This is a genomic window from Magnetospirillum sulfuroxidans (assembly GCF_018224925.1).
Taxonomy (GTDB): domain Bacteria; phylum Pseudomonadota; class Alphaproteobacteria; order Rhodospirillales; family Magnetospirillaceae; genus Magnetospirillum; species Magnetospirillum sulfuroxidans.
On the sequence record NZ_JAGTUF010000017.1, the window covers coordinates 1 to 24,085 of the forward strand.

19 protein-coding genes and 1 tRNA gene are annotated in these 24,085 nt (G+C 60.2%); 7 read left to right on the top strand and 13 right to left on the bottom strand.

The window, feature by feature from the left end:
- Positions 1-74 precede the first annotated feature (74 nt).
- Both KEC16_RS15170 and KEC16_RS15175 read right to left on the bottom strand, forming a co-directional pair.
- Positions 75-1,025, bottom strand: a complete 951-nt coding sequence (locus tag KEC16_RS15170; protein WP_211550446.1) for an SLOG family protein — start codon at positions 1,023-1,025, stop codon at positions 75-77.
- Between the two features lie 445 nt (positions 1,026-1,470).
- Positions 1,471-1,911 carry a helix-turn-helix domain-containing protein gene (locus tag KEC16_RS15175; RefSeq protein ID WP_211550448.1) on the bottom strand — a complete coding sequence of 147 codons (441 nt, stop codon included), beginning with the start codon at positions 1,909-1,911 and terminating at the stop codon, positions 1,471-1,473.
- A 295-nt stretch (positions 1,912-2,206) separates the two neighbouring features.
- Between KEC16_RS15175 and KEC16_RS15180 the strand changes: the two genes are divergently transcribed.
- From KEC16_RS15180 to KEC16_RS15190, 3 genes are all read left to right on the top strand, one after another.
- Positions 2,207-2,854, top strand: a complete 648-nt coding sequence (locus KEC16_RS15180; protein WP_211550450.1) for a hypothetical protein — start codon at positions 2,207-2,209, stop codon at positions 2,852-2,854.
- Between the two features lie 146 nt (positions 2,855-3,000).
- On the top strand, positions 3,001-3,288 hold the full coding sequence (locus KEC16_RS15185) for a DUF6804 family protein (protein WP_211550451.1): 288 nt from the start codon (positions 3,001-3,003) through the stop codon (positions 3,286-3,288).
- 148 nt (positions 3,289-3,436) lie between these two features.
- Positions 3,437-4,009, top strand: coding sequence for a recombinase family protein (locus KEC16_RS15190; protein ID WP_211550453.1), 573 nt, complete (start codon positions 3,437-3,439; stop codon positions 4,007-4,009).
- A 753-nt stretch (positions 4,010-4,762) separates the two neighbouring features.
- Here the strand turns inward: KEC16_RS15190 and KEC16_RS15195 are convergent.
- The 5 genes from KEC16_RS15195 to KEC16_RS15215 form a co-directional block, all read right to left on the bottom strand.
- Complete coding sequence (locus tag KEC16_RS15195) at positions 4,763-6,391, bottom strand: site-specific integrase (protein WP_211550455.1); 1,629 nt, start codon at positions 6,389-6,391, stop codon at positions 4,763-4,765.
- 61 nt (positions 6,392-6,452) lie between these two features.
- Positions 6,453-6,528 (bottom strand) — tRNA-Ile (locus KEC16_RS15200).
- Positions 6,529-6,590: 62 nt separating this feature from the next.
- Complete coding sequence (gene rpoD / locus KEC16_RS15205; protein WP_211550457.1) at positions 6,591-8,591, bottom strand: RNA polymerase sigma factor RpoD; 2,001 nt, start codon at positions 8,589-8,591, stop codon at positions 6,591-6,593.
- Positions 8,592-8,662: 71 nt separating this feature from the next.
- The gene (gene dnaG / locus KEC16_RS15210; protein ID WP_211550459.1) at positions 8,663-10,573 is read right to left on the bottom strand and encodes a DNA primase; all 1,911 of its coding nucleotides are present in this window, start codon (positions 10,571-10,573) and stop codon (positions 8,663-8,665) included.
- Between the two features lie 39 nt (positions 10,574-10,612).
- A complete protein-coding gene (locus KEC16_RS15215) occupies positions 10,613-11,071 on the bottom strand; it encodes a GatB/YqeY domain-containing protein (protein WP_211550461.1) in 459 nt (152 codons plus the stop codon).
- A gap of 310 nt (positions 11,072-11,381) precedes the next feature.
- Between KEC16_RS15215 and carA the strand changes: the two genes are divergently transcribed.
- From carA to greA, 3 genes are all read left to right on the top strand, one after another.
- Complete coding sequence (gene carA, locus KEC16_RS15220; RefSeq protein ID WP_211550463.1) at positions 11,382-12,563, top strand: glutamine-hydrolyzing carbamoyl-phosphate synthase small subunit; 1,182 nt, start codon at positions 11,382-11,384, stop codon at positions 12,561-12,563.
- A gap of 93 nt (positions 12,564-12,656) precedes the next feature.
- The gene (carB, locus tag KEC16_RS15225; protein ID WP_211550465.1) at positions 12,657-15,908 is read left to right on the top strand and encodes a carbamoyl-phosphate synthase large subunit; all 3,252 of its coding nucleotides are present in this window, start codon (positions 12,657-12,659) and stop codon (positions 15,906-15,908) included.
- 18 nt (positions 15,909-15,926) lie between these two features.
- The gene (gene greA / locus KEC16_RS15230) at positions 15,927-16,400 is read left to right on the top strand and encodes a transcription elongation factor GreA (RefSeq protein WP_211550467.1); all 474 of its coding nucleotides are present in this window, start codon (positions 15,927-15,929) and stop codon (positions 16,398-16,400) included.
- A gap of 47 nt (positions 16,401-16,447) precedes the next feature.
- Here the strand turns inward: greA and KEC16_RS15235 are convergent, their stop codons facing one another.
- From KEC16_RS15235 to KEC16_RS15260, 6 genes are all read right to left on the bottom strand, one after another.
- Positions 16,448-17,041: a BON domain-containing protein gene (locus KEC16_RS15235; RefSeq protein ID WP_211550469.1), complete on the bottom strand. Its 594-nt coding sequence runs from the start codon at positions 17,039-17,041 to the stop codon at positions 16,448-16,450.
- Entirely contained in the window at positions 17,038-17,745 is a 708-nt protein-coding gene (locus KEC16_RS15240; RefSeq protein WP_211550471.1) for a TVP38/TMEM64 family protein, read from the bottom strand. The genes KEC16_RS15235 and KEC16_RS15240 overlap by 4 nt, the downstream gene beginning before the upstream one ends.
- An 8-nt stretch (positions 17,746-17,753) precedes the next feature.
- Positions 17,754-18,494, bottom strand: coding sequence for a glycosyltransferase family 2 protein (locus KEC16_RS15245; RefSeq protein ID WP_211550473.1), 741 nt, complete (start codon positions 18,492-18,494; stop codon positions 17,754-17,756).
- Between the two features lie 20 nt (positions 18,495-18,514).
- Positions 18,515-19,468: an acetyl-CoA carboxylase carboxyltransferase subunit alpha gene (locus tag KEC16_RS15250; RefSeq protein WP_211550475.1), complete on the bottom strand. Its 954-nt coding sequence runs from the start codon at positions 19,466-19,468 to the stop codon at positions 18,515-18,517.
- Positions 19,469-19,587: 119 nt separating this feature from the next.
- On the bottom strand, positions 19,588-21,384 hold the full coding sequence (locus tag KEC16_RS15255) for a transglycosylase SLT domain-containing protein (protein WP_346344099.1): 1,797 nt from the start codon (positions 21,382-21,384) through the stop codon (positions 19,588-19,590).
- Between the two features lie 180 nt (positions 21,385-21,564).
- Entirely contained in the window at positions 21,565-22,374 is an 810-nt protein-coding gene (locus KEC16_RS15260; RefSeq protein WP_211550479.1) for a uracil-DNA glycosylase, read from the bottom strand.
- A 135-nt stretch (positions 22,375-22,509) separates the two neighbouring features.
- On the opposite strand from KEC16_RS15260, the gene KEC16_RS15265 reads away from it, so the two are divergent.
- On the top strand, positions 22,510-24,085 hold a 1,576-nt coding region (locus tag KEC16_RS15265; RefSeq protein ID WP_211550480.1), incomplete at its 3' end, for an electron transfer flavoprotein-ubiquinone oxidoreductase.

The window sequence follows — 24,085 nt, forward strand, 5'->3', positions numbered from 1 at the left end:
ATTACGCCATGCTGGCTCGCCAGCCCGTGGCCGCGTAACTCAAACCAAATGGCCTCCGGCAAACCCGGGGCGGTTCAGACTTCACCATCCAATCCCTGGGGGGGATCAGTGTCGGTGTGTCCCCACAGGTCCATCTTGGCGATCTGCTCACGCAATTGCGCCCAGTCGGCAGCGTCAATCTTATGGAAAAGACTTCCGACACGGGGCTCTGTGGAATGTCCTCCAAGGAAGCCGTTGAGCAGGAGGCGGCCATTGTGGTCCGCAATGCGGATCAATGATGGTCCGGCAAAGGACGGCCGGCATGCGAAGGAGTAGGCCTCACGGGCATTCACTTGCAGCAGTGCCTCGCCGGTTCCAACTGATCCAGCCAACTGGGCAACGGCGTTACAACGAACCCACTCGGCGAAGTCTCCCCGCTCAGGGCGCGGCAAGAAACGTCCCCAACCGTCGGCATATGGTCTGGTATCCAACAGGTGCACGCCATCCAGAAGTTGGGCTGCACCATAAACGACAGCGATCTCTTCGATAGCACCTCGCCACTTTGGTGCCAGCACCTGTGCCAGCGAGGCCAGAATAATCGCTTCTTCAGGATTGCTATCTGGATCTGCCGCCCGAATGGAAGCGATCACACCGCGTTCTTTCGCCGCGTTCAAGACAGCGGACAGTTTTAGCGCCACCCCATCCTCGGCGATCACGGTAGCAGCTTTTCCTGCGGCCAGGGCTTGTATGGCCGTGTTCAGCGTGCCGCGGCTCGTCCCATTCCAGAACGCAACCACCTCATCAGCAGCCTCGACGATCTGAAGGTTGCGCATCGGACCGGCGGACCGGTCATGGGCATCCCAGTCGGCGGCGAAGACAATGGAACGGAGGTTGTGCCGGTGGGCAGCCTCCGCAGCCACGGTATCGACCCCCGGAGCCCCGCCGGAAATCACGGTATCGTCGCTGCTTCGCCCGGCAATGAAATCCTCGACCAGATCGGGACGGCTAAACCGGCGTGATCCAATGACAGCTATCTTCGTTGCCATGGCTTCGGCTTCCCATTTTTCTGCGTTCTGGCCTTCAGAACACTGGATCGACCGATAGTATGACCGCGCTTTGAGGCAATGGAAGGGCCAAGACTGTCCGCAGGCATTCGTGCCGCGTCGCGTGGGTTTGCCCGAGAGCGCTGCACTTACAGAGCACTTACGGAGCGAGGTGTTGGCGACGAGGAATCAACCAAGCCATTGAAAAGATTGGTGGGCCCGGCAGGAGCGTCCACCATATTAGCAAAGTCGCAGAAACCTTGGAAACCCTAGGCGGGAGGGGAGCATCGTGTTCCCCTTCCATGTTCCACTGATAGCCGTTAAGCCCGTCCAAGCCAAGGGCCGTTTTCCGGGGCGTGGAGCGGGCGATTCGATTCCGTCGCTATCGGGCATCCGGCAAGGCCGAGGGCTGTCAGCGGCGTTCTGGGGCGGTTGATTGGGAAAAGGGCTATCGGCGTTGCCGCTCGGCGTACTTCAGAGCGTATTGCATGGCGAACTTGGTCGCCGTCGCCAGCCAATCAATGTCCTCGACCTTCTTTGCGTCGTCCACTGCTTGGCGCAGTAGCGGGGTCAGGATGTCTATGACCAGTTCGCCAGGATCGACACGGCCACGTTCCTTGGCGGATACAACGATGCTGGATGACGCGCCATCTTGCGTAGAGGCCTGGGTAGGCAGCGCCATGTTGCCAGTCAGCACCCAATTCACATCTACGCCCTGTTCTGCCAGGAAGCGCAATGCTTCGGCAGTGGGGTAGTATTCTGCGCGTTCCCAGCTTTGCCAAGTGCGAGGGGAAACACTTACCCGGCTTGCCATCTCGGTTTGTGTAAGTCCCAGATCATCCCGAACCTTACGAAGTCTTTGGCCGATTGCTGCGGGTGGGTGTGACATGGGCTGTCTCCTGCCTTGTGAGCCGGAGATTTGCAGGGTCACTTTTCTGCGCAACTGAATAGTAAAGTGCTGCGTATCTGGCAAGAACCAGCGCGTTGACTGCGCGACATGGTGCGTAGTAAAACGAGATATGCTGCCAGTCCGGCAGGCAACTCGGTTCCCATCGCTAGGGCTCATGCTCGGTGATGGAGGCTTAGGGCTTGTGTGTGATGGCCCGCTATGCGGGTATATTGCATAGTGGCGAGTTTGAGTTGGATGTGCATTGCACTATGCGAATGAACAAAGGTGGTGTTGGATGTCTGGCGGCAATCCTCTGAAAGATATGGCGCAGGCCGCCTCTGACCTTATCCCGGTTGCGGATAGGTTTCTTAGTTCTTCCTGGAATGCCGGAATGAAGATGTTGGCATTTATGCGCCTTATGCCGGTGTTGCGAAAGCATCCGTGGCTATTGGTTCTTTTGATATTTGGCCTGATGGCGGCACTTCCGCCAGTCGCAATCTTCTTCTTTGCTATATCATTTGTGGCGCTTCACCACAATGTTCGTAGTGATGATGACTTCATGGTGGTTAAGCGTGTGAGCGAGCCATGCCAATGGGCCGAAGGTGAAGAACGAGAGGCGCTTCAGAATGAAGCTGTCCTTGTTGCCTATGAGAGCGGCATTTCTATTGACCACCTCTCAAAAGTCCATGATGCCGTAGGCAAACTATATGATTACCAGAAAGACAAGTCAGATAATAATCTAAATATGAGTTTTGATGACTACTTCAAAATGTATATTGATGAAGTAAAGAGACTTGATCCTTGTAGCGTAAAAGGTGGAATGCACTGGCTACAGTTCGCTGATGATCACGGCATTCGCCAAGCTTTTAATGACAGGGTTAACCCGAACGGCCTTGCTGCTTATATTTTGAAAAATGTCAAAATTACAGACCTTAAGTTTTAACAATGGACTTTTTTTGTCCATTCACACCGGTAAGCCACCATCTTGGTGGGACGCCTCAGTAAGGCTATTTGCGGGACTTAACTATTGTTGGTGTGTTGGCTATGTATGAAAGATTGCCGTTAAATCCAACTATGTGGAAAGTGGCGATGGCCGCCTTGATGGTCGCTGCAATTCCACTGCCATATGGTGCTTACACAATTATTCGTGCTATCGTATTTGTCGTATCAATTATCATTGTTGTTCATGAGCGCAAAGCTGCGGGGCGAATGTATGCATGGTCTTACGGTTTTTTGCTTATGGCCATTCTTTTTAACCCCATTCTTCCTGTGCATCTTGGGCGTGGGTTTTGGTTTGTGATCGACGTTGGTGCGGCAATGGTCTTCTTTGCCCACTATCGTCGTCGCTGTGCAGCGGCCACTGAGGGGCGGTCGTAAGCGTGCCTGCCCCGGTGTGGCTTGAATGGGTATACCGCAGCAAGACGGTGCGGCGAGACGTTTGCCGCGTCTCAATAGGGTTGCTTTTGGCGCAATAAGACGCTACAGCTTCAATGTCTTGAGTTAAACGAGACATTGCGGGGACGCCATGCTGTACGGATACGCCAGGGTTTCGACCACTGACCAAGACCTGACACTTCAGGAAGAGGCCCTGAAAGCGGCGGGGTGTGATCTGGTGGTGTCGGAGAAGGTGACGGGCACCAGCCGCGAAGGGCGGCAAGAGTTGGAGCGTCTGCTTCAGTTCATCCGGGAGGGTGACACTCTGGTTGTCACCCGCATTGATCGCCTTGCCCGCTCCATCGGTGATCTTCAGGACATAGTTCGGGGCTTGAAGGTCAGGGGTGTGAACCTCCGGGCCACGCTGCAATCTGTCGATACCAGTACGGCAGCGGGTAAGGCCTTTCTTGACATGTTAGGAGTTTTTGCGGAGTTCGAGACGAACTTGCGGAAAGAGAGGCAGGCGGAAGGCATAGCCAAAGCCAAGGCGGCAGGTGTCTATAAGGGACGAAAGCAGAGTATCGACGTACTGGAAGTGCGCAGGCTGAAGGAAGAGGGGCTTGGTGCTACCGAGATAGCTTCAAGGCTTAAGATTGGTCGTGCATCCGTTTATAGGGTACTTGATGCTATAGCTGCTGATCCTTTGTCATCTGGCCTAGATTAGGATGATTTGCTGTCAATCCAGGGCTAAAAACCCTCTCCGGGAGCCCGTGGCGGGCAAGAGGGTGGCGGGTGCCATGTAGCCGCCCACCGTCCTTCGGGCGTCCTGGATGCCTTGGCGGGCCGCGATGGCATAATCAGGCGGGAGGTCTCTGCCCGGTAGGCAAAACAGATAGATAACCCAATCATCGATATGCGGTTTATCTAATAAAAGCAAAAGCCCCCCTACCCCCTGTATATAAACTGTATAGCTACTGATTAAATGATCACGTTCCTAATCTCGTTCCTCGATTAGTCACCTCGCTTCGCTACGTGATCGAATATCATGTAGTTAATACGGGTATAAACTTGGTTCATAACCATGTTAGTTATCTGGTATTCACCTGTGGTCTGATGCTCCGCTTGGGCTTCGCATCATCCCAATAGTGCTGGGGTATGCTGGCTCAACACTATCTCCGCTTCGATCTCCGATCTTCGCTACGATAGACGCGCTTTCTTGTCCATTAGGAAGGGACTATGTGAGGCCCCTTGGCTTTTCCAGGCAAGCCTATGAAACCAAACAGATATCATCCAGAAATGGCATCATGCCGGTTATGCCCTGGTCCAGTTCGATTCGCCCACATTCTGCCCCGGCAGCTTTCTCCAGCGCCACGACATCTCCGCAGCGACAAGATGGGCTACGGGGGAACTTGGAAAAGAAGATGATTTAACTACCGCTTCGCATAATTATGTCGGATTTCCGGTTCAATAATATGGATTATAATTCAGGCCAGTGCAGATGTTCCAAAGCATCCGACAACTGCCGCAGGGTGTATCCGTCCTTGAAGTAGTTCTGCTGAGTAACACCAGCCTGGGCATGTCCGATGATGGCTTTAACGATGGGCTCGGGGATATTGGCCTGCATTAGGAATGTTACCACAGTGTGCCGCAGGCTATGGAAAACCAAACCCTTATCGGTCAGGCCAATCTTTTTCAAAAAAGTGTCGTTGAACCATCGACCCAATGAGCATCCCCAGCCATTCTTGGGGCAGTACGAGAAATCCGGGAACAGCTTCTTCGCCCCCTTCTCGCGCATGGCCTCCACATGCTTCAGCAAGCCAAGATCGATCAATCGGGAATGGATCGGCACCAGCCGCTTGGATGCTCCGGTTTTGAGTTGCTTCCCGTCATCGTCGTCATTCACGTCAAAGCACCATATGCCTTGCTCCTTGCGAATGTCGGACAAGTGGATTTGTGAAATCTCGTTGAGTCTGGCCCCGGTGTACAGCCCGATAAGCGGCCCCCACTTCTGATAGTCCTTGTGGATCAGTCCGGTCTTGTTGTGAACCAGTTCAGCCAGCATGGTGCTGACCTGATCGGCTGAAAAGGCGTCTCGTCCACCTTTGCCCGGTTTCTTGGTCTGGCGAATGGTAAAGCCCGAGAACACGGCATCGTCCACATACCCATTGTTCTTGGCCCAGATGAACAGTCCGGCATAGGTGGCAAGGTACTTGTTGATGGTCTGGACGTTCAGCTTTTCTATGCCCGGAGCGACAATGGCTTCTGCCAGCGATAGTCCCTTGGTCTTCGGGTTCTTGTTACGGTTCTTGGGAAAAGCCAGAAGCGTTTCCTTCACTTCGCGGGCCTTGGGTGCAGTCACGGCGCGGATATCGGTTTCGGCCCCCAGGATTTCGTACAGCAGGGCGATGTGGTCTCCCTTCTCAAATTCGGTCTTCTTGGCCCAACGGTCGCCTCGAATGTTTTCTTCAATGTAGCGTTCGCCAACTTCCCGCAGGGTGGCTATTGGCGTAACGGGGGCCTTGGGGAGGCTTTGCCCTTCGTCGGCTGTGCCGAACGTGAACTTGTCGAAAGCCTTGTCATGTTCCAGCACTGCCTCGCAGTGGTCCCGCCAGCCCCGCTTAAATTCCACTTCCAACTGCCGATAGGCCGGGGAACCTTTCTGGATGGGAAGGCCATAGAGGCCGATGAAGCGGCCCAGAAGCTCATCGTCGTTTTCGTCGGCCAAGGAGAGCGGCGTATCCCGTTCCAGGGCGTCCTGGGCGGTCCTCAGGCTGCTCTGGAGCATCCTGACCGCTTCCGCGTCCAGACGGCCTTCAGCGGCCATCCCAGCCTTCCTGCGCTCCAGCATCGCCCGGAAATGTTCTTTGATCGCGGCGCGGATGTCCTCGTATGTCATGCCCGTTGCGGCTCCCTTGGCGATCAAGCGTTCCGCTGAGTATCCCAAGGATCGAGCCAGTTGCAAGGCCCGCCGCTTATCACGGGTTTCCAGCGACACCTTGACCGTGGAAGCCCTGCCCTGGGGATGCAGGGCCTTGGGCAGCGGCCAACGCAGGTAAAAGACCCGGTGCCGCGAGACATGCAGATAGGCGGGAGCGTGCAAAGCCAATGTTCCACCTTGATGTCCCACCAGGGGTTCGTCAAGGCTAAGTCATTGATTTTGCAGGGTCTGGTGGGCCCGGCAGGACTCGAACCTGCAACCAGACCGTTATGAGCGGCCGGCTCTAACCATTGAGCTACAGGCCCCACCTGTGACAAATCCCCCTGCCGGCATTCCCAGCAGGGGGATTTTGATAGCGTAAATGATCCTAAGTGTCGAGGAAGCTGCGCAGCTTGCGCGAGCGTGACGGATGCTTGAGCTTGCGCAAGGCCTTGGCTTCAATCTGGCGGATGCGTTCGCGCGTCACGCTGAATTGCTGGCCGACTTCTTCCAAGGTGTGATCGGTGTTCATGCCGATGCCAAAGCGCATGCGCAGCACGCGTTCTTCGCGCGGGGTCAGGCTGGCCAGCACGCGGGTGGTGGTTTCGCGCAAATTGGCCTGAATCGCCGCGTCCAACGGCAATACGGCGTTTTTGTCTTCGATGAAATCGCCCAGGTGGCTGTCTTCCTCGTCGCCGATGGGGGTTTCCAACGAGATCGGTTCCTTGGCGATTTTCAGCACCTTGCGCACTTTTTCCAGCGGCATGGACAGCTTTTCCGCCAATTCCTCTGGTGTCGGCTCGCGGCCGATTTCGTGCAGCATCTGGCGTGAGGTGCGGACCAGCTTGTTGATGGTCTCGATCATGTGCACCGGGATGCGGATGGTGCGGGCCTGATCGGCGATGGAGCGGGTGATGGCCTGGCGAATCCACCAAGTGGCGTAGGTGGAGAATTTATAGCCACGGCGGTATTCGAACTTATCGACCGCCTTCATCAGACCGATATTGCCTTCTTGGATCAGATCAAGGAATTGCAGGCCGCGATTGGTGTATTTCTTCGCAATCGAGATGACCAGACGCAAATTGGCCTCGATCATTTCCTTCTTGGCCTTGCTGGCTTCGCGCTCGCCACGCTGCACCGTCTGGATGATGCGGCGGAATTCGGTGATCGGCAGGCCGGCTTCGGCCGAGACCACGCCGATCTGGGTCCGGATATCCCCAACATCGCGCCGGTGCTTTTCCGAGAAATCCTTCCAGTGCTTGGACTTGACGCCGACGGTTTCCAACCAGTTGGGGTCCAGTTCCGAGCCGAAATAGCTGTCGAGGAAATCCTGACGCTTGACCTTGCACGATTCGGCCAGACGCAGCAGCCGGCCTTCAAAGCCCATCAAGCGCTTGTTCAAGCCGTTCATCTGTTCCACCAGCAATTCGATGCGGGCGTTGTTCAGGTGCACGTCTTCCATCAGGCGGACCATTTCCGCCTTCAGCTTGTCGTATTTCTTTTCCGTCGCCGCCGACACGGTGTCGCCCTTGGAAAGAGCGGCCATCCGGTCCTTTTGCAGCTTTTCCATGCGCAGGAAATTGGCGGCGATGGCTTCGAAGGTTTCCAGAACCTGCGGCATCAGCTGGGCTTCCATGGCGGCCAGCGAGATGGAGTTTTCTTCCGCGTCGCCTTCGCCTTCGCCTTCCGCCTCGGGGGCGTTGGGGTCACGGATTTCGCCGCCCTCAGTCTCGGCCTCTTCGCCCTCGGGCGTCGCCACGGCCGGCGCGACTTCGGGCGGACCGGCTTCCATTTCCTCTTCCGACAATTCGCCGCCGGGGCCGGCGCCATAGGTGGCGTCCAGGTCAATGATGTCGCGCAGCAGCATGCGGCCGTTATGCAGGGCGTCGTGCCATTCGACCACGGCGCGGATGGTCAGCGGGCTTTCGCAGATACCACCGATCATCATCTCGCGGCCGGCTTCGATACGCTTGGCGATGGCGATTTCGCCCTCGCGCGAGAGCAATTCGACCGAGCCCATTTCACGCAGATACATGCGCACCGGATCGTCGGTGCGGCCCAGATCCTCTTCGTCGACATTGCCGGCGGCGGAGTTGGTTTCGGTCTCCTCCTCCTCGGTCTCGACGGCGACGGTTTCCTCGGCCTCTTCGTTTTCCACCACGTTGACGCCCATTTCGGACAGCATGGCCATGGTGTCTTCGATCTGTTCCGACGACACTTCGTCGGGCGGCAGGGCGGCGTTCAACTCGTCATAGGTGACGTAGCCACGCTCGCGCCCGCGGGTGACCATCTTCTTGACGGCGACGCCCAAGGCGTCCAGCAACGGACCATCCAGGTTCTCTTCCTGGCCTTCATTCACTTCGGCGGTGTTTTGCGGTTTGGTCGCCATTAACCCGTTGCTCCTAATGCGCTGACCCGCGCCACCAAGCCCCCCTTGGGGCGCGGCGCGGGTGGAAAATATCAGAACCCGCCTTCGTTGTCGTCGTCATCCTTGGCGATGGCGCGACCCACTTCCTTAAGGGCGGCGAAGCGGTCAAAAACATCCATCGACATCTGCTGCGCCAATTGCTGGGCAGCGTGGCCGATATCGTCGGATAAACCTCTTTTCCAGGCGTATCGTTTGAAGTGACGGTCCCAGTGCTGTCGCGCCTCGGTTATCGTCTCCGGTCGCCCGATCTTGAATTCATCGGTATCCATCAGGGCGTCAAGCCCGGCGCCCAGACCATCTGCGCATAGATGGGCGCGAAGTTGGTCCGAGTCAAGGTCATGAACAGTTTGCAAGTGCTTTAGAATCCCGCGTCTTAGATTGTCAAGGTTCTTGTCGGAAAAGCCGATCTCTCCCACGCTCTCGAACACCTGATCGACCAAGGGGGGATGAGCGATCAACAGGGACAGCAATTTGGCCTCGGCCCGCCGCAACCAGACGGCATCGTCGGTTTGCGGCGGCGATGGCTTGCCGGCGCCGGGCAAGCGACCGTCGATGCCGCGCAAGGGCGGGTCGCCGGGGCGTCGCTTGAAATCGGCGCGGCGGCCCTGACCGCCAAAGCCGCCCTTGGCCTGGGGGGTCCAGACCGGCCGGGTGAGGGCCCGCATTTTTTCGCGAAAAGCCGACAGATATTGCCACCGCACGGTTTCATCGGTGATGGCGAAGGCCTTGTCCTTGAAATCCTTTTCCACGGCGGCGCGGCGTTCCGGGGTGTCGATGGGGCGGTTCTCGGTGGTCAGTCGCCAGATCACCTCGACCAAAGGCTGGGCCGCGTCCAGCACCGCTTGCATGGCCGCCGCCCCCTTGGCCTTGATCAGCGAATCCGGGTCTTCGGGGGCGGGCAGGATGGCGAAGCGCAACGACTTGCCCGGCTTGCAGATGGGCAGGCCGCGTTCGGCCGCCCGCGCCATCGCCCGTTGGCCGGCATTGTCGCCATCGAAGCACAAGATGGGTTCATCGGCCAAACGCCACAATTCTTCGATCTGCGCTTCGGTCAAGGCGGTGCCCAAGGGGGCGACGGCAAAGGTAAACCCGGCCTGATGCAAGGCGATGACATCCATATAGCCTTCGGCCGCCATGGCCAGATTGCGTTCGCGCGCGGTTTCGCGGGCATGGGCCAGGCCGTACAGGGTGCTGCCCTTGTGGAACAGCGGCGTATCGGGCGAATTCAGGTATTTCGGTTGGCCGTCGCCCAAGGTGCGAGCGCCAAAGGCGATCACCCGGCCACGGCGGTCGGTCACCGGGAACATCACCCGGCCGCGAAAAAAATCGAAACTGGCGCTGCTCCGCGCCGGCATCGCCGTTTCGCCGCCCCCGCCCGTATCGGGCTTCTTCAACAATCCGACTTCGATCAGCAGCGATTCCGGGCAGGCTTCGCTCATCAGCGCCGTTTTCAGGGCTTCGCGCGAATCCGGCGCCCAGCCCAAGCGAAAGCCGGCGATGGTGTCCTCGGTCAGGCCCCGGCCACGCAAATAAGCAAGGCCGTCGCGGCCGGATGGGGCGCGCAATTGCTTTTCGAAAAAACGGCAGGCGGCTTCCATCGCGTCGTGATAATTGGCGCGCTTGGCCTCGATGCGGCGTTCTTCCGGCGTCGCCTTGGGCACTTCCAGCCCGCATTCCGCCGCCAGCCGCTCCACCGCCTCGGTGAAGCCAAGGTGATGGGCGCGCATCTCGAAGCCGATGGCGTCGCCATGGGCGCCGCACCCAAAGCAGTGGAAAAAGCCCTTTTCCTCGTTGACGGTGAAGCTGGGGCTTTTTTCATTGTGGAACGGACATAACCCGTGGAATTCCCGCCCCTTTTTGATCAGCTTGACCCGGCGCGACACCACGCCAACCAGCGAGGCGCGCGCGCGCAGCTCATCCAAAAATTGAGGCGGGAAGGCCATGGTGCCGAATCCTCCGACGCGGCGACCCCAAGGGCGGGATCAGCCGCCCAGCAGCTTCTTGGTCAAAGCGCTGGCCTTGGTAAAATCCATGGTGCCCGCGTGACGTTCCTTCAAGGTGGCCATCACCCGGCCCATATCCTTGATGCCGCCGGCACCCAGCTCGGCGATGATGGCGCTGACCGCATCGGTCATTTCCGCCTCGCTTAACTGCTGCGGCAAGAAGCGTTCGATGATGGCGATTTCATCTTGTTCCTGCTGTGCCAGCTCAAGCCGGCCGCCTTGCTCATATAGCGAGATGCTTTCGCGCCGCTGTTTGATCATGGATTGCAGCATCTGCAAGATTTCATCGTCGCTGATACCATCCATCACGGCGCGCGAGCGCGCGGCGATGTCACGGTCCTTGAGGGCCGCGAGGATCAGGCGAACGGTGGATACCACCCGGCTGTCTTTGGACAGCATGGCGGACTTCAATGTGTCGTTGAGCTGCGTGCGCAGCATGGAGCCTCCCCAGAAAACCCGTTCCCCCCGGACGCGGGCAAGCGAGAACGTTAGCCGGAATCACAGGCGAAGGCAACGAATTAGCCGGTTGAAATCCTTATGTTTTGTTTTCAACCGGCAAAGTCTTGACGGCGGCCGCGGTTTTCTATAAGAAGCGCCCGTTTACCTACCGCATCTTGGGCCGCCAAGGTCCCGCCGGAGGACATCGCCTGAAGTAGCGGGTGAGTCCTCGCGTTGGTGTGCGGCCTCGCGCATATTTATAGACACCTTCGTTCCGCCGCCGGGACGACAGCGATTAAAAAGGACAATCATGCCGAACCACGCCGCGGAGCCCGCCTTCGATATCCCGCGTCCGCCGGGCGCCACCGCCGCCCTGGTCCTGGCCGACGGCACCGTGCTGTGGGGCAAGGGCTTCGGCGCCACCGGCCTGTCGGTGGGCGAAGTGGTGTTCAACACCGCCATGACCGGGTATCAGGAAACCCTGACCGATCCGTCTTACGCCGGCCAGATCATCACCTTCACCTTCCCCCATATCGGCAACGTCGGCACCAACGTCGAGGATATCGAGACGGTGACCCCGGCCGCGCGCGGGCTGATCGTGCGCGCCGACATCACCGACCCGGCCAATTGGCGCGCCGCCAAGCATCTGGACGCCTGGGCCAAGTCCTACAACATGATCGGCCTGTCCGGCATCGACACCCGCGCCCTGACCCGGCGCATCCGTGACTTGGGCGCCCCCAACGGCGTCGTCGTCCACGCCGAAGACGGCAATGTCGATCTGAAGGCCGCGTGGCGGATGGCCCAATCCTGGCCCGGCCTGGAAGGCATGGATCTGGCGCTCGACGTGTCGTGCACCCAAGGTTACGCCTGGGACGAGACCGAATGGGCGTTGGGCCAGGGCTATGGCACCCAAGCCGAACCCAAATTCCACGTCGTCGCCATCGATTACGGCGCCAAGCGCAATATCTTGCGTTGTCTGGCCAGCGCCGGCTGCAAGGTCACCGTCTTGCCGGCCAAGTCGACGGCCGAGGACGTGCTGCGTCACCAGCCCGACGGTGTCTTTTTGTCCAACGGCCCCGGCGATCCGGCGGCCACCGGTGAATACGCCGTCCCCATGATCCAAGGCGTGATCAAGGCCGGCACGCCGTTGTTCGGCATCTGCCTGGGCCATCAGATGTTGTCTTTGGCCCTGGGGGCCAAGACCTTCAAGATGGATACCGGCCATCGCGGCGCCAACCATCCGGTCAAGGATCTGGAAACCGGCAAGGTGGAAATCACCAGCCAGAACCACGGCTTCGTCGTCGATGAGGAATCGCTGCCGGCCGGGGTAGAGGTCACCCACCGCTCGCTTTTCGACAAATCGGTCGAAGGCATCAAGGTCACCGGCAAGCCGGTATTTTCCGTCCAGTACCACCCGGAAGCCAGCCCGGGGCCGATGGACAGCCATTATCTGTTCGACCGCTTCGTCGAGATGATCGCCCAGTCGAAATAAGTGGATTGAAGGATACGGATGAACGCGAACGGTTTGTATGATTCGTGTTGGACCGCCCCTTATAAATAAAAGTTCTATTGAAAGCTCGCCGCCATGCCCAAACGTACAGACATCAAATCCATCCTGATCATCGGTGCCGGTCCCATCGTCATCGGTCAGGCGTGCGAGTTCGATTACTCGGGCGTGCAGGCGTGCAAGGCGCTGAAGGAAGAAGGCTATCGGGTCATCTTGGTGAACTCGAACCCGGCCACCATCATGACCGACCCCGGTCTGGCCGACGCCACTTACATCGAGCCGATCACCCCGGAAGTGGTGGCCAAGATCATCGCCAAGGAACGGCCCGACGCGCTGCTGCCGACCATGGGCGGGCAGACCGCGCTGAACACGGCGATGAAGCTGGCCGATGACGGCACCTTGGAAAAGTACGGTGTCGAGATGATCGCCGCCAAGCGCGACGTTATCGCCAAGGCCGAAGACCGCCTGCTGTTCCGCGACGCCATGGACAAGATCGGCCTGGACAGCCCCAAATCCCGCGTCGTCCGCACGCTGCAAGAAGCGCGCGAATCGCTGGAATTCGTCGGCTTGCCGGCGATCATCCGTCCCAGCTTCACCCTGGCCGGCACCGGCGGCGGCATCGCCTATAACATCGAAGAATACGAAAACATCGTTTCCGGCGGTTTGGCCGCCTCTCCGGTGCATGAAGTGCTGGTGGAAGAATCGGTGCTGGGCTGGAAAGAGTATGAGATGGAGGTTGTCCGCGACAAAAAGGACAACTGCATCATCATCTGTTCCATCGAAAACATTGACCCCATGGGCGTGCATACCGGCGATTCCATCACCGTCGCCCCGGCCCTGACGCTGACCGACAAGGAATACCAGATCATGCGCAACGCCAGCTTGGCGGTGCTGCGCGAGATCGGCGTCGATACCGGCGGCTCGAACGTGCAATTCGCGGTCAATCCCAAGGACGGCCGCATGACCGTCATCGAGATGAACCCGCGGGTGTCGCGGTCGTCGGCGCTGGCCTCCAAGGCCACCGGCTTCCCCATCGCCAAGATCGCCGCCAAGCTGGCCGTCGGCTACACGCTCGACGAACTGGCCAACGACATCACCGGGGTGACGCCCGCCAGTTTCGAGCCGACCATCGATTACGTCGTCACCAAGATTCCGCGTTTCACCTTTGAAAAGTTCCCCGGCGCCGATCCCAACCTGACCACCTCGATGAAGTCTGTGGGCGAGGCCATGGCCATCGGCCGCACCTTCCAGGAGAGCTTGCAAAAGGGCTTGCGCTCGATGGAGACCGGCCTCACCGGCATGAACGAGGTGGAAATTCCCGGAACCTCTGCCGCCGATCGCAAGGCGGCGGTGAAGAAGGCCCTGGCCACCCCGCGTCATGATCGCCTGCTGGTCATCGCCCAGGCCTTCCGCCTGGGGCTGAGCGTCGATGAAATCAACGCCGCCTGTTCCTATGACAAGTGGTTCTTGGAGCAGATCAAGGCCATCGTCGTCGCCGAGGAACAGGTCCGCGCCAAGGGCCTGCCCATCGACGCCCCCGGCCTGCTGGCCTTGAAGAAGATGGGTTTCTCGGATCAGCGTCTGTCGGAATTGTCGGGCAAGACCCTGACCGAGACCGCCTTCCGCCGCGAGGTCTTGAACGTCAAGCCGGTGTTCAAGCGCATTGACACCTGCGCCGCCGAATTCCCGTCTTCGACCGCCTATATGTATTCGTGTTACGAAGGCGACGGCATCAATCCGGCCGAATGCGAGGCTGACGTCTCTGATCGTGACAAGGTGATCATCCTGGGCGGCGGTCCCAACCGCATCGGCCAGGGCATCGAGTTCGATTATTGCTGCGTCCACGCCGCTTACGCCCTGGACGATGCCGGCAAAGAGACCATCATGGTCAACTGCAACCCGGAAACCGTCTCCACCGATTACGACACCTCGGACCGCCTGTATTTCGAGCCGCTGACCGCCGAAACGGTGATCGAGCTGGTGCGCAAGGAACAGGCCCGCGGCCGCGTGCTTGGCTGCATCGTCCAGTTCGGCGGCCAGACGCCGTTGAAGCTGGCCCACGCCTTGGAAGACGCCGGCATTCCCATCTTGGGCACCAGCCCCGACAGCATCGATCTGGCCGAGGACCGCGAACGCTTCCAGGGGCTGCTGCACGAATTGGGCTTGAAGCAGCCGCCCAACGGCACCGCCCGCTCGCTTGACGAGGCCAAGGCGGTGGCCGACCGCATCGGCTATCCGGTGGTCATCCGCCCCAGCTTCGTCCTCGGCGGCCGCGCCATGCAGATCGTCTACGACCACGAGGCGCTGGAACGCTATATGAAGGAAGCGGTGGTGGTGTCGGGCAAGGACCCGGTGCTGATCGACTTCTATCTGAAAAACGCCATCGAAGTGGATGTCGACGCCCTGGCCGACGGCACCGACGTTTTCGTCGCCGGCATCATGCAGCACATCGAGGAAGCCGGCATTCATTCCGGCGATTCCGCCTGCTCGTTGCCGCCTTATTCGCTTGATGACGCCACCATCGCCGAGTTGGAGCGTCAGACCGTCGCCCTGGCCAAGGCCTTGAACGTCTGTGGCCTGATGAACGTGCAATACGCGGTTCAGGACGGGGTCATCTATATCCTCGAGGTCAACCCGCGCGCCTCGCGCACGGTGCCCTTCGTCGCCAAGGCCACCGGCATCCCCATCGCCAAGATCGCGGCGCGGGTCATGGCCGGGGAAACCCTGGCCAGCTTCAACATCAAAAAAGAAAAGCTGGATCACGTGGCGGTCAAGGAAGCGGTGTTCCCCTTCGCCCGCTTCCCCGGCGTCGATATCCTGCTCGGCCCGGAAATGAAGTCGACCGGCGAGGTCATGGGTATCGACAAGGATTTCGCCCTGGCCTTCGCCAAGGCGCAGCTGGGGGCCGGCACGGTGTTGCCGATTCAGGGAACGGTGTTCATCTCGGTGCGCGAAGGCGACAAGCCGGCGATGATCGAGGTCGGGCGCAAATTACAAGCCATGGGCTTCAACCTGATGGCCACCGAGGGCACCGCCCGCACCCTGCGCGATTTCGGCTGCACCGTCGCCGTGGTCAACAAGGTGTTGGAAGGCCGGCCGCATTGCGTCGATGCCATGACCAACGGCCAGATCCAGTTGGTGGTCAACACCACCGAGGGCAGTCAGGCGGTCAAGGACTCGTTCTCGATCCGCCGTTCGGCCCTGCAATACAACATACCCCACTTCACCACGGTGGCCGGTGCCCAGGCGGCGGTTGAAGCGATCGCCGCCTTGAAGCGCGGAGCGCTTGATGTTGCGCCGCTGCAATCGTACTTTAAGAGTTCGTTCTGATGCGGGGGCTTTGAAGGAATGGAAAAAATCCCGATGACTCCGGCCGGATTGACCGTGCTGGAGGATGAGTTGCGGAATCTGAAGGCGGTGGAGCGTCCGGCGGTGATTAAAGCCATCGCCGAGGCACGCGAACACGGCGATCTGTCGGAAAACGCTGAATACCACGCCGCTCGCGAGCGCCAGAGCTTCATTGAAGGTCGTGTCGCCGAGTTGGAAGACGTCATCAGCCGGGCCCAGGTCATCGACATTGCGTCGATGTCCGGGGATCAGGTGCGCTTTGGCGCCACCGTCACCCTGGCCGATGAAGATTCAGACGAAGAGGTGGTCTACACCATCGTCGGCGCTCACGAAGCCGATATCAAGTCGGGCCGGATGTCGGTGCATTCACCGCTGGCTCGTGCCTTGATCAGCAAACATATCGGCGACACCGTCGAGGTGACGGCGCCAGGCGGTTCGAAATCGTATGAAGTGGTGGACGTCAAGTTCATCTGAACCGCCGCCATTGAAGATAAAAAAGCCTGGGATTTTTCCGGGCTTTTTTATTGCGCGCCGTCGAGATGGGCAACCACCCACTTGATCCCGTCGATTTCGCCGGCGTCATTGCGCAAGGCTTCGGCCTGGGTCGGGTCGGCGGCGCCGCCCAACAAAAAGGCGACGTTGTTGATGACGTGAACGGTCAGTCCGGCCTTGCCCTCGATCCCCAATTCGCGGCGCACCTGCTCTTCCTTGGCGGTGTTGGGAACGAACAGGTCCAGCGCCCTGTCCTCGGCCAGGATCAGCTCGTTGGTTACCCGGCGGACGCCGGACACCGATGCCGCCTGCTGTTCGGCATGACGGCGGTTTTCCGGCTTGATCACGGCGCCCATCAACAAGACGCGGCCGCCCCATACATCGACGGTGACACCGCGAAAGGCCGTGCGGTCAAGCTCCTTGATCTTGCGGCTGACCAGGGATTGGAGGATGTCGTCACGATTGGAATCGCGGCGTGACCGTTCGATTGTTGCCACCGCCGCATGGGGAGTTTCGGCCACGGCCGCCACCGGAATGGTGGTGGGGGGGGCTGCGGGCTCCACCGTTTGGCAGGCTGTCAAGGCGACAAGGGCGATCAACAGGGCTGCCGAACGGTGCGTCACGATGTCGTTTCCTCGCCTTCATCCTCGGATAGGCCGTGGCTGGCGCGGTACCGCCGCCACAGCCAAAATCCCAGCACCGACGATACCACGAACAGGGCCACCGAGATGATGGTATTGGCGATCGGGGCCAATTGCATGCCGCCGCCCAACAAGGTGAAAATCACCGTCTGCGGCAGGTAGCCCAGCAACGAGCCGGTGAAGAACGGCATGGCCCGCACCCCCGACACGCCGGCGCCGATATTGACGGCCAAGCCGTTGGACAGCGGGAACAGACGCAAGATCAAGGCGGCGACCAGCGGGTTGCCGGACAGCATTTCATCCAGGCGCTTGGCTTGACCAGGAAAGCGACGGATCAGAAAGCTGCGCCCCATGAACCGGGCGTAATAGAAAACCGAGACCGAGCCCAGCAACGTGGCCAGCAAGGCCAAGAGGGTGCCAAAGGCAAAGCCGAAGGCGTAGCCGCCAAGAAAACACACCGCCTGACGCGGCAAGCCCAGGGCGACGACGGCGGCGCCGGCCAACAGGAACAGGCCTTCGCCCAACAGCCCACGCCCCCGGATTTCATGATCGACCCAAGCGGAATCGAACATGGAACGCAAGCCGATTCCTTCCATCAGGAAGCCGACCAGCGCCAAGGTCACGATCAGGATCAGACCGCGCAGCAGCACCCGAGGATCCAGCAGGGGATGACGCTTGGCGCTCACGCCCGAACTCATTGCGTTGGGGTTTCGACGACCGGGTTGCGAGAGCGACGCATCAGCCACATCACCCCCAAAAGATCGGGCACGCCGACCAGACCACGCCGAAGATTGCTGTAATTGGAAGCGCCGGCCCCGCGCGAACGGTGATTAACCACCACCGATTCGACGCTGCCGCCGGCACGGATGGTCAGCGCCGGCAGATAGCGGTGCATGTGATCGAAGCGCGGCAAATCCAAAAACAGGGCGCGGGAAAACAATTTGGAACCGCAGCCGGTATCGGGGGTGTTGTCCTTCAAGGCCCAAGCGCGAATGGCGTTGGCGGCTTTCGACGCCCAGCGCCGCGACGAGGTGTCCTTGCGGTTGGCGCGCCAGCCGGCGATCAGCAGCTTTTCCCGCGTTGCCGGCGGCTCGGCCCGCCAGCGGGCCAGCATGTTGGGCAAGTCGGCCGGATCATTCTGGCCGTCACCATCCAACATGGCGATCAGCGGCGCCTGGGCGTGCTTGACCGCGGTGGCGATGGCCTGGCTTTGACCGCAACTCACCCGGTGGCGCAGGAAGCGCAGGCGGGGGAAGCTTTGCCGCGCTTCGGCCAATTTTTGCGCGGTCGTGTCGGTCGAACCGTCATCGACATAGATGATTTCGAATTCCACCACGCCATCCAAGGCATGGTGGATCTCGCTCACCAGGGGCAAAATATTGTCGGCTTCGTTTTTAACCGGAACAACGACCGCCAGTTCGGGGACCGCATTCATGGCGCCACCTTGAGGTTGGATCAGGCCAGACCGCCCCGGCCCATGGCCAGGAACTTTTCCCGCCGCCGCGCCCGCAACACACCACCTTCGGTGCCGACCAAAGAGCGCAGAGCGCCATCCAGTGCCGCCGACAGGCTTTGCATCATCTGTTGGCGGTTGCGATGGGCGCCGCCCAACGGTTCCTCGATGATAGCGTCGCAGACGCCCAGCTTGTGCAGGTCTTGGGCGGTCAGGCGCAAGGCCTCGGCCGCGTCCTTGGCGTTCTCGCCCGAACGCCACAAGATCGACGCGCAGCCTTCGGGGCTGATGACCGAATAGATGGAATGTTCCAGCATCAACACCGTGTTGGCCGAAGCCAAGGCGATGGCGCCGCCCGATCCGCCTTCACCGATGATGGTGGTGATGAAGGGGACGCGGATGTCCAGGCAGGTTTCGATGGATCGGGCAATCGCCTCGGCCTGTCCGCGCGCCTCGGCATCGACGCCGGGATAGGCGCCGGCGGTATCGACCAGCGACAGCACCGGAATCTGGAAATGGTTGGCCATTTCCATCAGCCGGGTGGCCTTGCGATACCCTTCGGGCTTGGCCATGCCGAAATTGTGCTTGAGACGGGTTTCGGTGTCGTGGCCCTTTTCGTGGCCCAGCACCATCACCGACTGACCGCGAAAGCGGCCCAGGCCGCCGATGATGGCGTTGTCTTCACCAAAGCAGCGGTCGCCGGCCAACGGCGTGAAATCGGTGATCAGCGCCCGGATATAATCCAGCGCATGGGGACGATCGGGATGGCGGGCGACTTGCGTCTTTTGCCACGGCGTCAGCTTGGCGAAGGTCGAGCGCAACAGCTTATCGACCTTGATCTGCAACCGCCCCACTTCGTCGGCGATATTGACATCGCCGCCATCGGTCAGGTGACGGAGTTCCTCGATCTTGCCTTCAAGCTCGGCGATGGGCTTTTCGAATTCCAGGATATGCATGGGAGGCTTCATACCACAGCGGAGATTGGGAGCAAGAGAAAGCACGCTCCCGAAAAAAAGGAAAGCGACAAAAAGGAAGGGGGCCGAAGCCCCCATGATCCAGAAACGCGATCTGGAATTTAACTTTTGGCGCCTTTGCGTTTGGTCACGAGGTCCATGCCTTCGTAAACCGGCCACACGCCGGCGGCGACCGCGTCCAGCGACGGCGACGTCTGGCCCATGCGCGAGCGATAGATCCAGAAATTGGTCATCACCCGTTCAACGAAACCGCGGGTTTCCCGTGACGGCAGCGCCTCGATCAGCAGCAGCGGATCATCGTTGTACTTGATGGTCGACAGCCACTGACCCAGCTTGCCGGGGCCGGCGTTATAGGCAGCGGCCAGCAGCAGCAGATTGCCGTTCACCGGATCTTCCGCCATCAGCTTGCTCAGATATTTCTGCCCCAGGGCCAGATTGGTTTCGGGAACATGCAGGCTGTCGCGGGCGGCGCGGCCGCCGATGGCGGCGGCCGTGGCCGGCATCAACTGCATCAGACCCGAGGCCCCGGCGCCGCTGCGGGCGTTGGGGTTGAACGACGATTCCTGACGGACGAAGGCGAAAACCAGAGCCTTATCCACCTGCCAGCCGCCCTTGGGGGTCCAATCGGGCAAGGGGAAGGCGGCGGCGTCGTTCAGCAGACCCGGGGCCATGCCGCCCAGGCGCACGGCCAAGCCGGGCATCTCGGCCACATGGGCCAGCACCATCATGGACTGACGCAGGGCCTTGGTGGCGCGCGGATAGTTTTTGCGCAACTCATCCTCGGCCAGTTCGGTTTCGCCGGCTTGCAGCAAGGCCAGGGCGCGGCGGGTGCCGCCCGCCCGCATCAGCATATCGGCATCGGCCTCGGTGAAAGGCGGCGATTCCCACGAGAACAAGGTTTCGTAGCCCAGGGTTTGCCGGGCCAACATGCCATAAAAGGTGCGCGGATAGGTGGCGGCGATTTCAAGCCAGTGGTTCACCACTTCCGGCCGACGCGACACCAGATTGGCGCGCGCCGCCCAGAAAGCGCCGGCGGATACCATCCACGAGGATTGCGTATCGGCGTTGGCGACGGCTTCAAAGTGACGGCGGGCCAGTTCCGGCTTGCCCAGACGCCATTGCGCCAGACCGGCGATCCAATGGGCGGAGGGCAGCTCGGCCCCCGACCGTTCGGCCGCTTGCGCCGCCCAAACGGCGGCTTCGGCATCACGGCCACTGGCGAAATGATCGGACGCCATCAGCGTCTTCATCTCGTCCACGTCCATGCGGTCGAGAATGCCGGCTTCCGAGCCGGTCAGCAGAGCCAACGCCGCCGAGCCCTTGTCCTGGCGCAACAACTGACGGAATTTAGTCTTCAGCGCCTTGATGCGGGGGGAACCGCTTTCGCTGTTGAAGCTGGTGCCTTCCCAGTTGGCGCCGTCATCCGAGGTGTCGATCCCGGTGCCCTTCAGCGCCCCCTTGACCGGCGGCTTGATGGCGCCAAAGCCCTTCATGCCCTTGGCGGTGGCCAGCTTGTAAATGGCTTCGGATTGCGGCAGATCGGCGTTTTCAGCCATCCATGCCCGCAATTCCTGATATTTGGGGCGATACCCCGATTGCAGGTAGCGTTGGGCGAGAATATGGCCCTTGAGGACGCTGTCCCTGACCTTGCCGAGTTCGCGATCGGCGGCGGCCCATTGGCCGCCAGCCTGCATCTTGAAGATGCGGGAATAAACAGCAGCGTCTTCGGTGGACAGGGGGCGGGGCAAGGGCGCAATGCGGGCCTCGCGTCCGATGCCTGGCATCACCGCAGCGGTGCGGGTGCCTTCGGCGGCGGATGAATCCGCTAGATCGGCCTGGGCGATTTTTTCGCCGGCGATAGCCGGTGCGGAAACGCTCAGGATGACTGCCGTCAGCACCGGGAGGAGCCTGTGTCGCAAGGCCGGACCTCTCGTGTTGTTATCGGAAATATCGAACATGCTGGACGGTTTTATAAATGACCTCTGGGGGGAAAAGCAAGCAAAGATACTGGGAAAATATGGCTAAAAGCTTGTTTATCATTAAAAATCAATAACTTAACCAAATGCTGCGCCGCAACATCAGGAATGTCCGTCCAGGCGTTTGCGGATCGTCAGCAGATCTCGCCAGGCGTCGCGCTTGGCCGCCGGGGTCCGCAGCAGATAAGCAGGGTGGAAGGTGGCCATGGCCGGCACGGGGCGGGGCAGGCCGGGCGAGGAATAGTCGAACCAGCGCCCGCGCAAGCGGTTGATGCCTTCATGCCGCGCCAGCAGCGCCGAAGCGGCGGCGCCGCCAAACAGGATCAGCAGCTTGGGGTCGACCAATTCAATGTGACGGGTGATGAAGGGCAGGCAAACGGCGATTTCATCCGGGCTTGGCTTGCGATTGTCCACCGGCCGCCAGGGCACCACATTGGTGATATAGGTGTTGGTGCGGTCCAGACCGATAGAGGCCAGCATGCGGTCCAGCAACTTGCCGGACTTGCCAATAAAAGGCAGCCCCTGGCGGTCTTCTTCCTGGCCAGGAGCTTCGCCAATGCACATGATTTCGGCTTCCGGATTGCCGTCGGCGAACACCGTGTTCATGGCCGTTCGCTTCAACGGCAGAGCGTCAAAGGCTTCGAGCGCCTGGCGCAATTGCGCCAGATCGTGACATTGCCCCGCCTCGTGGGCGGCGGTGCCGCCATCATGGGCGGAGCGGCGGCCGGCCGGAACCAAGGCCGGGAGCGGCTGCTGCAAGGCCGTGGCGGGCATGGCGACCGGCCGCACCGGTTGCGGCGGCGGTTTCGCCGCCATGGCGAAACGGTCGACGGGTATTTCGCCGATGGCTTCATCGGCACCGGCATCCATGTACCAGCGCAGCAAATCGAAGGGGGAATGATCAAGGGGCATGATGGCTAACAAAATATCACGAACAGCGGTGGTGTTTGAAGGATTCGTATCTTCACGAAATCCTGTGCTATAGAGGCGACCTCGATTGTCACACTTCGCGCCGGAAGGGCGGCGCCGGTCAGGGGTAAGGACGACATGGAACGCGAAGCGATGGAATTCGACGTTGTGATCGTTGGCGGCGGACCTGCGGGTCTGGCGGCATCTATCCGTCTGAAGCAGGTAAACCCGGAGCTTTCGGTGTGCGTGCTGGAAAAAGGCTCTGAGGTCGGGGCGCATATTTTGTCCGGCGCGGTGTTCGAAACCCGCGCACTGGACGAATTGCTGCCCGATTGGCGCGACCGCGACGCACCGCTGAATTGCCCGGCCAAGGACGATTCGTTCTTGTTTCTAACCGAGTCCAAATCGTTCAAGCTGCCGACGCCGCCGCAGATGAACAACCATGGCAATTACATCATCAGCTTGGGCAATGTCTGCCGCTGGCTGGCCGGTCAGGCGGAAGAGATGGGGGTCGAGATTTACCCCGGCTTCGCCGCCTCGGAAGTGCTGTATCATGAAGATGGTTCGGTCAAGGGCGTGGCCACCGGCGACATGGGCATCGGCAAGGATGGCGAGCCCACCGCCAATTACACGCCGGGGATGGAATTGCATGCCCGTCAGACCATTTTCGCCGAAGGGTGCCGCGGTTCGCTGACCAAGACCTTGTTCGAGAAATTCGACCTGCGCAAGGATTGCGATCCGCAGACCTATGGCATCGGCATCAAGGAATTGTGGGAAATCGACCCGGCCAAGCACAGCCAGGGCAAGATCGTCCACACCGTCGGCTGGCCGCTGGACGCCAACACCTATGGCGGTTCGTTCCTCTATCACCTGGAAGACAATCAGGTGGTGGTCGGCTTCGTCATCGGCCTGGATTACAAGAACCCGCATCTGTCGCCGTTCGACGAATTCCAGCGCTTCAAGACTCATCCGGCGATCCGCTCCACCTTCGAAGGCGGCCGACGCATCGCCTATGGCGCGCGGGCGATCTCGGAAGGCGGCATCCAATCGGTGCCGGAACTGACTTTCCCCGGTGGCCTGCTGATCGGCGATACCGCCGGCTTCTTGAATGTCCCCAAGATCAAGGGCAGCCATACGGCGATGAAATCGGGCATGGTCGCCGCCGAATCGGTTGCCGCCCTGCTGGCCGACGGCTCGGGCAATCAAGCCTATGCCTATCCGCGTGAGCTGAAGCAGACATGGCTGTGGTCGGAACTGCACAAGGTCCGCAACATCCGCCCCAGCTTCCACAAGGGATTGTGGGTCGGCATCGCCTGGTCGGCGCTGGACACCTATCTGTTCCAGGGCAAGGCGCCGTGGACCTTTAAGATCCATGCCGATCACGACCAATTGGGCAAGGCCAAGGATTATCCCAAGATCGATTATCCCAAGCCTGACAATGTGATCAGCTTCGACAAGCTGTCGAGCGTGTTCATCTCGAACACCAACCACGAAGAAAACCAGCCGGCGCATCTAAAGCTGAAGGATGAGGGCGTGGCGATCAGCGTCAATCTGGCCCTGTACGACGCGCCGGAACAGCGTTATTGCCCGGCTGGCGTCTATGAAATCGTCGACGGCCCGGCCTTGCGCATCAATGCCCAGAACTGTGTCCACTGCAAGACCTGCGACATCAAGGACCCGACCCAGAACATCAACTGGACGGTGCCCGAAGGTG

What these genes read in the sequence shown, in the direction of transcription:
- KEC16_RS15170 (WP_211550446.1), bottom strand. Translation starts at nt 1,025, where the DNA reads ATGGCAACGAAGATAGCTGTCATTGGATCACGCCGGTTTAGCCGTCCC.
- KEC16_RS15175 (WP_211550448.1), bottom strand. Translation starts at nt 1,911, where the DNA reads ATGTCACACCCACCCGCAGCAATCGGCCAAAGACTTCGTAAGGTTCGG.
- KEC16_RS15180 (WP_211550450.1), top strand. Translation starts at nt 2,207, where the DNA reads ATGTCTGGCGGCAATCCTCTGAAAGATATGGCGCAGGCCGCCTCTGAC.
- KEC16_RS15185 (WP_211550451.1), top strand. Translation starts at nt 3,001, where the DNA reads ATGGCCGCCTTGATGGTCGCTGCAATTCCACTGCCATATGGTGCTTAC.
- KEC16_RS15190 (WP_211550453.1), top strand. Translation starts at nt 3,437, where the DNA reads ATGCTGTACGGATACGCCAGGGTTTCGACCACTGACCAAGACCTGACA.
- rpoD (WP_211550457.1), bottom strand. Translation starts at nt 8,591, where the DNA reads ATGGCGACCAAACCGCAAAACACCGCCGAAGTGAATGAAGGCCAGGAA.
- dnaG (WP_211550459.1), bottom strand. Translation starts at nt 10,573, where the DNA reads ATGGCCTTCCCGCCTCAATTTTTGGATGAGCTGCGCGCGCGCGCCTCG.
- KEC16_RS15215 (WP_211550461.1), bottom strand. Translation starts at nt 11,071, where the DNA reads ATGCTGCGCACGCAGCTCAACGACACATTGAAGTCCGCCATGCTGTCC.
- carA (WP_211550463.1), top strand. Translation starts at nt 11,382, where the DNA reads ATGCCGAACCACGCCGCGGAGCCCGCCTTCGATATCCCGCGTCCGCCG.
- carB (WP_211550465.1), top strand. Translation starts at nt 12,657, where the DNA reads ATGCCCAAACGTACAGACATCAAATCCATCCTGATCATCGGTGCCGGT.
- greA (WP_211550467.1), top strand. Translation starts at nt 15,927, where the DNA reads ATGGAAAAAATCCCGATGACTCCGGCCGGATTGACCGTGCTGGAGGAT.
- KEC16_RS15245 (WP_211550473.1), bottom strand. Translation starts at nt 18,494, where the DNA reads ATGAATGCGGTCCCCGAACTGGCGGTCGTTGTTCCGGTTAAAAACGAA.
- KEC16_RS15250 (WP_211550475.1), bottom strand. Translation starts at nt 19,468, where the DNA reads ATGCATATCCTGGAATTCGAAAAGCCCATCGCCGAGCTTGAAGGCAAG.
- KEC16_RS15260 (WP_211550479.1), bottom strand. Translation starts at nt 22,374, where the DNA reads ATGCCCCTTGATCATTCCCCCTTCGATTTGCTGCGCTGGTACATGGAT.